Source organism: Rhodococcus sp. T2V (genome assembly GCF_029269925.1).
Classification (GTDB): domain Bacteria; phylum Actinomycetota; class Actinomycetes; order Mycobacteriales; family Mycobacteriaceae; genus Rhodococcus_F; species Rhodococcus_F koreensis.
In genome coordinates this window covers 39511-45921 of record NZ_JARJBD010000082.1, presented here as the reverse complement: position 1 = coordinate 45921, position 6411 = coordinate 39511, and the positions used below count along the sequence as shown (strand labels likewise).

General features: G+C 63.9%; 6 protein-coding genes and 1 pseudogene. 2 read left to right on the top strand and 5 right to left on the bottom strand.

The features are described from left to right. Positions 1 to 91: 91 nt before the first annotated feature. The 3 genes and pseudogenes from P3H15_RS41230 to P3H15_RS41220 form a co-directional block, all read right to left on the bottom strand. Positions 92 to 814: pseudogene (locus tag P3H15_RS41230) on the bottom strand (CaiB/BaiF CoA transferase family protein); the annotation flags it as partial. A gap of 251 nt (positions 815 to 1065) precedes the next feature. Then, complete coding sequence (locus P3H15_RS41225) at positions 1066 to 1635, bottom strand: UGSC family (seleno)protein (protein WP_276142559.1); 570 nt, start codon at positions 1633 to 1635, stop codon at positions 1066 to 1068. Positions 1636 to 1683: 48 nt separating this feature from the next. Then, on the bottom strand, positions 1684 to 2799 hold the full coding sequence (locus P3H15_RS41220) for a hypothetical protein (protein WP_276142558.1): 1116 nt from the start codon (positions 2797 to 2799) through the stop codon (positions 1684 to 1686). Positions 2800 to 2903: 104 nt separating this feature from the next. Here P3H15_RS41220 and P3H15_RS41215 point away from each other — a divergent pair, with 104 nt between their 5' ends. Continuing rightward, positions 2904 to 3845: a LysR family transcriptional regulator gene (locus P3H15_RS41215; protein WP_276142557.1), complete on the top strand. Its 942-nt coding sequence runs from the start codon at positions 2904 to 2906 to the stop codon at positions 3843 to 3845. 187 nt (positions 3846 to 4032) lie between these two features. Further along, complete coding sequence (locus P3H15_RS41210) at positions 4033 to 4914, top strand: LysR family transcriptional regulator (RefSeq protein WP_276142556.1); 882 nt, start codon at positions 4033 to 4035, stop codon at positions 4912 to 4914. A gap of 27 nt (positions 4915 to 4941) precedes the next feature. On the opposite strand, the gene P3H15_RS41205 is transcribed toward P3H15_RS41210, so the two are convergent. Then, positions 4942 to 5679 (bottom strand): SLC13 family permease, encoded by a 738-nt coding sequence (locus tag P3H15_RS41205; RefSeq protein WP_276142555.1) that lies wholly within the window; start codon positions 5677 to 5679, stop codon positions 4942 to 4944. Positions 5680 to 5756: 77 nt separating this feature from the next. Next, entirely contained in the window at positions 5757 to 6365 is a 609-nt protein-coding gene (locus tag P3H15_RS41200) for an SLC13 family permease (protein WP_276142554.1), read from the bottom strand. Positions 6366 to 6411: the final 46 nt, after the last annotated feature.

Genomic DNA, 6411 nt, shown 5'->3' with positions numbered 1-6411 from the left:
GGTAATACACCCCGACCACACCAAAACCAGCTCCCACCAGCGCTAATCGCACCGACGCCACAGCTATCTAGGAAACTCCCGCTAGGGCACCGTCGCCGGTGGCATAGGTGTCGTAGGGGGCGATGCTGGGGTGGCCGTTGCCAATGTCGTGGGGAATCGTCTCCGCCAGAACGTATCCCGACGACTGATTCGCCAGTGCGCTCAGAAGTGCCGACATGAGGCTCACTTCCACGCGCTGGCCCACTCCGGACCTGTCGCGTTCGTGGAGCGCAGACAATATGCCGACCGTGGCAAAGAGACCGGCTAGAACATCGACGAGAGCGACGCCGGTCTTGGTCGGGGACTTCTGGTCGGGTCCGGTGATGCTCATCAATCCGCCGAGTGCTTGGACGAGGAGGTCGTAGCCGGCGAGTTCGCGGCCGGCTCCGGGACCGAATGCCGAGATGCTGCAGTACACCAATTCGGGGTTGGCCTGGCGAACGGTGGTGTCGTCCAGTCCGAACCGCGCCATGGTGCCGGGCCGGAAATTCTCCACGAGCACATCTGCGTGCTCGGCGAGGGTCCTGGCGGCCTGCAGATCGTCCGGGTCGTGCAGATCGAGAACGATGCTGCGCTTGTTCCGGTTGACGCCGAGGTGGTAGGTGCTCTCTTCGTCGATGAACGGAGGGCCCCAGGCCCGGGTGTCGTCCCCTTCGGGGCGTTCCACCTTGATGATGTCGGCACCCAGATCGCCCAGCGTCATCGTGCAAAACGGTCCGGCGAGGACTCGCGAGAAGTCCGCTACCAACAGGCGAGAAAGCGGAGGGTTGGTCATGTCGTCTCCTTGGATCGGTGCGCACGGGCTCGCTGTCGGTGGTGACGTCGAGGGTCATCGGCGACCCGATTCGCCGCCTCGCTTGCCGAGCGGGTGTCGGCGGCAGACCGTGGCGCGTTGTCGGAGGCAGCGCCACGCCTCTTGCCTTCGGGCTGACAGACCGAGGTCCGCCGGTCCCGCGGCGGGGCCGCGGTGGGATGTCGAGATGCGTTGGGGTGCCGGGCCGCTGGGCACCCCAACGTGTTGGTTTGCTAGACGGAGGACGTCGCCGTCTGCGTGATCCGGGCAGGTGTTCCTGTCAACCAGATGTCGAGGGCCTGCGGTGCGACTTCGGCGGCGCGGCCTTCCAGCTGTTCGAGGGTCAGGCTGCTGATCGGGTGGGTGATCACGACGGGCTCGAGGTCCGCCATACCACGTGCGTCGCGCTGGAGGCGGGCTTCGTGCTCGAACTCGGTGGTCACGATGACCGCCGTGGGCAGTCCGGCCTGTTCGAGGCGAACGCCGTCGGTGACGCAGGCGGAGCAGCAGGAGCCGCAGTCGCCGATTGCGGTCAGTGCGATGTCGTTTTCCGCGGCAATCCGGTTGATTACTTCAGCACTTGCATCGGAGGAGAAATGCTCCTTGTCGTAATACTCGACGGAGACGAACACCACTCCCCGTTGCTCGAGTGCCCGGACGGTGGCCCGCAGAAGTTTGGCCGCGTTCCACTTGGTGTTGCTCAGCACTGCCAGACGGAGGCCATCTGCGCTGCTGGGCCGGGTTGCCAGGGGAGAGGCCTCCACCTCGACAACGCCTCGGGGGTCGTAAATGCCATCGATCATCGTTCTTACCTCGCTGTGTCGGATCTTGTGTGGGGGGCGGTGGTGGAGCTACAGACGGCAGGAGCCGTCCGAGCATTCGAGGCCGCCGGGGTCGCCTGTAGGCACGGTGCCGTCGTCGATTGCGCGCAGCACCGGGGTGGTCGCGGTGCTCCATCCGGGCAGGAAGGCCGAGAAGCGACCGGCCGCGCCGCCGGCGATGAACAGATGAATGTCGTCGGGTGTGAACACTATCGGCACCTGCCGGCCGGACTGGCGTGGATACCACTTCGGCAGATTGCGGTTGTAGGTGGTTCCGCCGGGCGGAGCGTAGCGGTTGCCGTAGCTGACCTTGTCCCAGTCATTGGTTCCGTTGAGCCAGAGGTACCGGCGGATGTCGTCGCGGGCCCATCCGAAGGATGCGATCGTACGTGCGTGTTCGATACCGAGGACGACGGTGCAGGAGCCGCCGAGCACGGCGTTGTTGTGACCGATCGTGCTCATCGCCGAGGCGATCGAGTCCAAGATGCCCTGCGGGTCGTCGGAGATGTGGTTGGTCACGCTGTGGGGGGCCTCGGCGCCGATGACGAGCACCGTGCTGTCTTCCGGGGCGTAGCCGTGTTCGACGTGGTAGGGGGCCCAGGGGCTGGCTTCTTCGTTTTCGGCGATGCAGAAGGTGTACTTGCCTGGATGGCCGAGGGTGCTCTTGTCGAGTTCACCGGGGATGCCCCCGCCGACGCTGAGCATGATCAGTCGAACGGCTCGGCCGATGGTGGCGTTCGCCCGGTTGCCGGAGCCGAAGAGGTTTCCCCCGGAGTTCATGCCGATCTCGCGGGCGATCGGGCCGTTGACCACGATCAGTGGCGAGACGACGTGGGTGGTGGCCTGGATGCCGTTGAGGTTGAAGCGGGTGTCGGCCAGTGCGAGGACGGCGGCACGTACGACGGGTGCGTACTCCGGCTTGCAGCCGGCCATCACCATATTGACTGCGAGGAGTTCGCGGGTCAGGCTGCCCCATCGCGGTGGGATGCGCGCCTCGAGCGTCTGGGGATCGCCGCCGAGTGCCTCGACTACGGCCGCGACACGCTCCGGGGTGGGCGGAACTACGGGTAGGCCGTCGCTCCATGGCTGGTTGAAGTAATGCTCGACCAGATCGTGGTGGTCGATGCGTGGTTCGACGGCGGTCATTTCGGTTGTCCTCCTTGGTAGATCCGAATTTCCTAGGCCAACCGTAAGTCCGCTACACCATCACAGTCCAAGACATGTTTAGTCACCTATTATATTCTGTGGATATGAATGATCCGGAGATGCGACTGCTCCGCTATTTCGTCACGGTGGCCGAGGAACGTCACTTCGGACGCGCGGCCGAACGGCTGCACATGGCGCAACCGCCACTGAGTCAGCAGATCCGAAAGCTCGAGCACCAGCTCGGGGTCGAGCTCATCGATCGTTCACGGCGGCCGATCGAACTCACCGATGCCGGCCAGGCCCTGTTCGAGGAGGCTCGCCTCTCGCTCGTGCACGGGGAACGGGCATTTGCCGCAGCACGGAGGGCCGCCACCGGGCAACTGGGGCATCTGCACATCGGCGCCCTGCAGGCCGCCGTCGACGGGGTGTTGTCGTACGTCATGCGTGCCCATCGCCGGGAGTATCCCGACGTCAAACTCGAACTCACAGAACTGGGTACAGCCGAGCAGATCGTTCAGCTCACCGAACATCGACTCGACGTCGGATTCCTCCGCGGGCCCGTGGACGAACCGACGCTGACCGTCGAGACACTGATCGAAGACCCGCTCGCGGCGGTGGTGTGCGACGACGACCCTCTCGCCGACCGTGGGAGAATATCCCCCCGGATACTGGCCGATAAGCCCATCATCCTGTGGACGCGAGCGGCGGCGCCGACCACCTTCGCCGATGTGGTCGAACTGTTTCGGCAACACAAGATCCAGCCCCCCGTCGTCGATGAATCTCCGCGCATTCAAACCATTCTGGCGCTCGTTGCCTCCGGCGCAGGGGTGGCTTTGCTGCCCACATCGTTCATCAATCTCAGCCGCCAAGGAGTCCGCTTCGTTCCACTCCACGACCCGCTCCCGTACCGCCCGCTCTCCCTTGCCTGGCGTGCCGGCCAGCAGTCGCCACTCCTCGCAGGCTTCGTCGACGTCGCTCGCCGCACCGGACCGCAATATCTGCTCGATCTGACGATGCGCCACCCGCAGCTGCGAACACAGGCGTGACCGGAGCCCAGATCCGGCAGGGGTCGGCGTGGGGTTTCACGGACGTGGGTGCGCTCGATCCGATGTGCGGCACGGCCCGTGCTCGGGCGCGCCGGCCCCAGTAGAAGGATGCGCCGAAGTGATCGATCTTCGTACACTTGATGCATAGCACACATTGATAGTGGGGCATAGGTTTCCATGGAGTTGCGTGATCTGGAAGCACTTTCCGCTGCCGCGCGGTTCGGGCACTTCGGACAAGCTGCCGAGAACCGATTTCATGTCGCAATCGGCGCTGAGCCGTGCCATCGGACGTCTGGAAGGCGAACTGGGAGTTCCTCTGTTCGATCGAGTCGGGCGAACCGTACGACTGAACCGGTACGGCGAGATCTTCCGGGTGCGGGTAGAGGAAGCTTTCAAAGCGCTCGACACGGGGTGGTCGGAGATCACCGACGCGGTCGATCCGAACCGCGGCATCGTCACAATGGCATTCATACCCACCATCGGACCTACCTTGGTCCCGCGCCTGCTCCGCGAGTTCCGGCACACTCACGCGAATGTGCGGTTCCAACTGTCCCAGGGCGGCGCAGGGTCCGTTGTCGGGATGCTTCTGGACGGCTCGGTGGACCTCTGTCTGACAGCTCCTGACCCGCGCGTGCCCGGTGTGGAATGGGTGCCACTGTGGAAGGAGCCGATGGTTCTGGCTGTTCCCGACGACCATCAACTGGCATCCTCGGACACGGTGAAACTGGCCGACCTCGCTGAGGTGCCAGTTGTTACGTTGAAGCGCGGCTTCGGGATACGTCAGATCACCGATGAGCTCTTCGAGGAAGTCGGCGTCACCCCGACCATCGTGTTCGAAGCCGCCGATGTGCCGACCGTCCGCGGCCTGGTGGCGGCCGGGCTCGGGGTCGCCGTCCTTCCTGCCTCTCCGGACGCGCATCAGGTCGGGTTGCCGGTGGAGGTACCCATCAGCGACGTCGACACCAGTCGCGTCGTCGGGGTCGCTCGAGTCATCAGCCGCTACATGCCAGCTGCTGCGCACGCTTTCCTCGAGCACGTCCGTTCCACCGCAGAGACCCCGCGGAGCTGAAGGCTCCGCGGGGTCGGCGTTCAACAGTCAACCCAGGCCGAGGTGCGGAAGCCACAGCACCACTCCGATAGCGATCAGGATGCAACCGACCACATCGAATACCGACCCGGTACGCAGCATTCGTTTGGTCGGAACGACACCGGATCCGTCGACGATCGCGTTGGGAATCTGGGCGATCGGAACCATGAAACCGAATGATCCGCCGAAGACGCCGGCAACAGCTGGGATAATCGGATTGATGCCGGCCGCCATTGCGATGGGCACCACGACGGGCACCACGATTGCCACCGCCGCGGTATTACTCGTTTTCTCCGACAACAAGATTGCCATCGCGACAGCGAAGAGAGTGATCACGAACAGGCTCGGAAAGCCCAGATTGTGACTGAGGGTCTCGCCGACAAGATCTGCGAGACCGGTCGAAGACAACAGGCCGCCGAGCACGATGCCGGCGCCGACCAGCACAATCACTCCCCAGTCGATCCGCACAGCCTGTTCCCAGGTCAAAACCCTCGCGCCGGTTTTACTCCCGGGCAGAACGAACAGCAGAGCTGCCGCGATCACTGCCACCGCACCGTCATCGACGTGACCGGCAACGAAGGTCGCGTTCGACGAGTCGACGCCGAATGTCAGCGAGACGACGCTCGGAGTCAACCACCGCGCACACACCAGGCAGAAGGCGAACAGCGTGCTGCGCTCCCCGTGGAGAGGCGGCCGAGCTGAGCACGCTCGCGGCGCATGTAGTCGAGATCGGGCAGTGCGCGACATTCCGGGCGGTTCATCGAGATGATGACGACGCACAAGATGACGAACATGATCGCGACGATGGGGGCTGTTGCGGCCGTCTACTGCAAGAAGCCGATGGAGCTGCCCGTGAGCTTCTCGATGTAACCGATGCCGACGAGATTGGCTGGGCTTCCGATGGGCGTCAACAGGCCGCCAACCGCCGACGCGTACGCGATCATCAGCATCAGTGCTGTCGCAAAGCGGGTTTGCCTGGGCTCGGACGAATCAGAATCCCCCGGAGCCATGATCGGGTTGAGCGTACGGATCAGACCCAGCCCGATCGGCAACAGCATCGTCGCCGTTGCCGAGTTCGATACGAATGCCGAGATGACCAAACCGATAAGCCCGAACGCCACGATCACGCGGTACGAGGACTTCGCGACCCCCGGCAGCGTGAGCACACGGAGCGCGAAGCGGGTATCGAGGCCATGCACATTGATGGCCTTCGCGAACAGGAAACCGCCGATCAGCAGAAAGAGGACCGAGGAGGAAAACGAGGAGAAAACGAGATCACTTCCATTCCCGCCATCTGGACTGTCCGCGATGCCTAGCGTTGCAGCGAGTCCGATCGCGAGCAGTGAAGTCACCGCCAGCGGGAGTGCTTCGGCAATCCAAAAAGCGACGGCCAGAATCAAAATGGCCGACAACCGTTGTTGCGGACCACTCAACCCACTGAATCCAGTGGATCCTGGAGCGCTACGCAAAAACCGATCC

Excerpts from the sequence above, each read along its gene's own strand:
- P3H15_RS41225 (WP_276142559.1), bottom strand. The coding sequence starts at position 1,635 with ATGATCGATGGCATTTACGACCCCCGAGGCGTTGTCGAGGTGGAGGCC.
- P3H15_RS41215 (WP_276142557.1), top strand. The coding sequence starts at position 2,904 with ATGAATGATCCGGAGATGCGACTGCTCCGCTATTTCGTCACGGTGGCC.
- P3H15_RS41220 (WP_276142558.1), bottom strand. The coding sequence starts at position 2,799 with ATGACCGCCGTCGAACCACGCATCGACCACCACGATCTGGTCGAGCAT.
- P3H15_RS41205 (WP_276142555.1), bottom strand. The coding sequence starts at position 5,679 with ATGTCGCGCACTGCCCGATCTCGACTACATGCGCCGCGAGCGTGCTCA.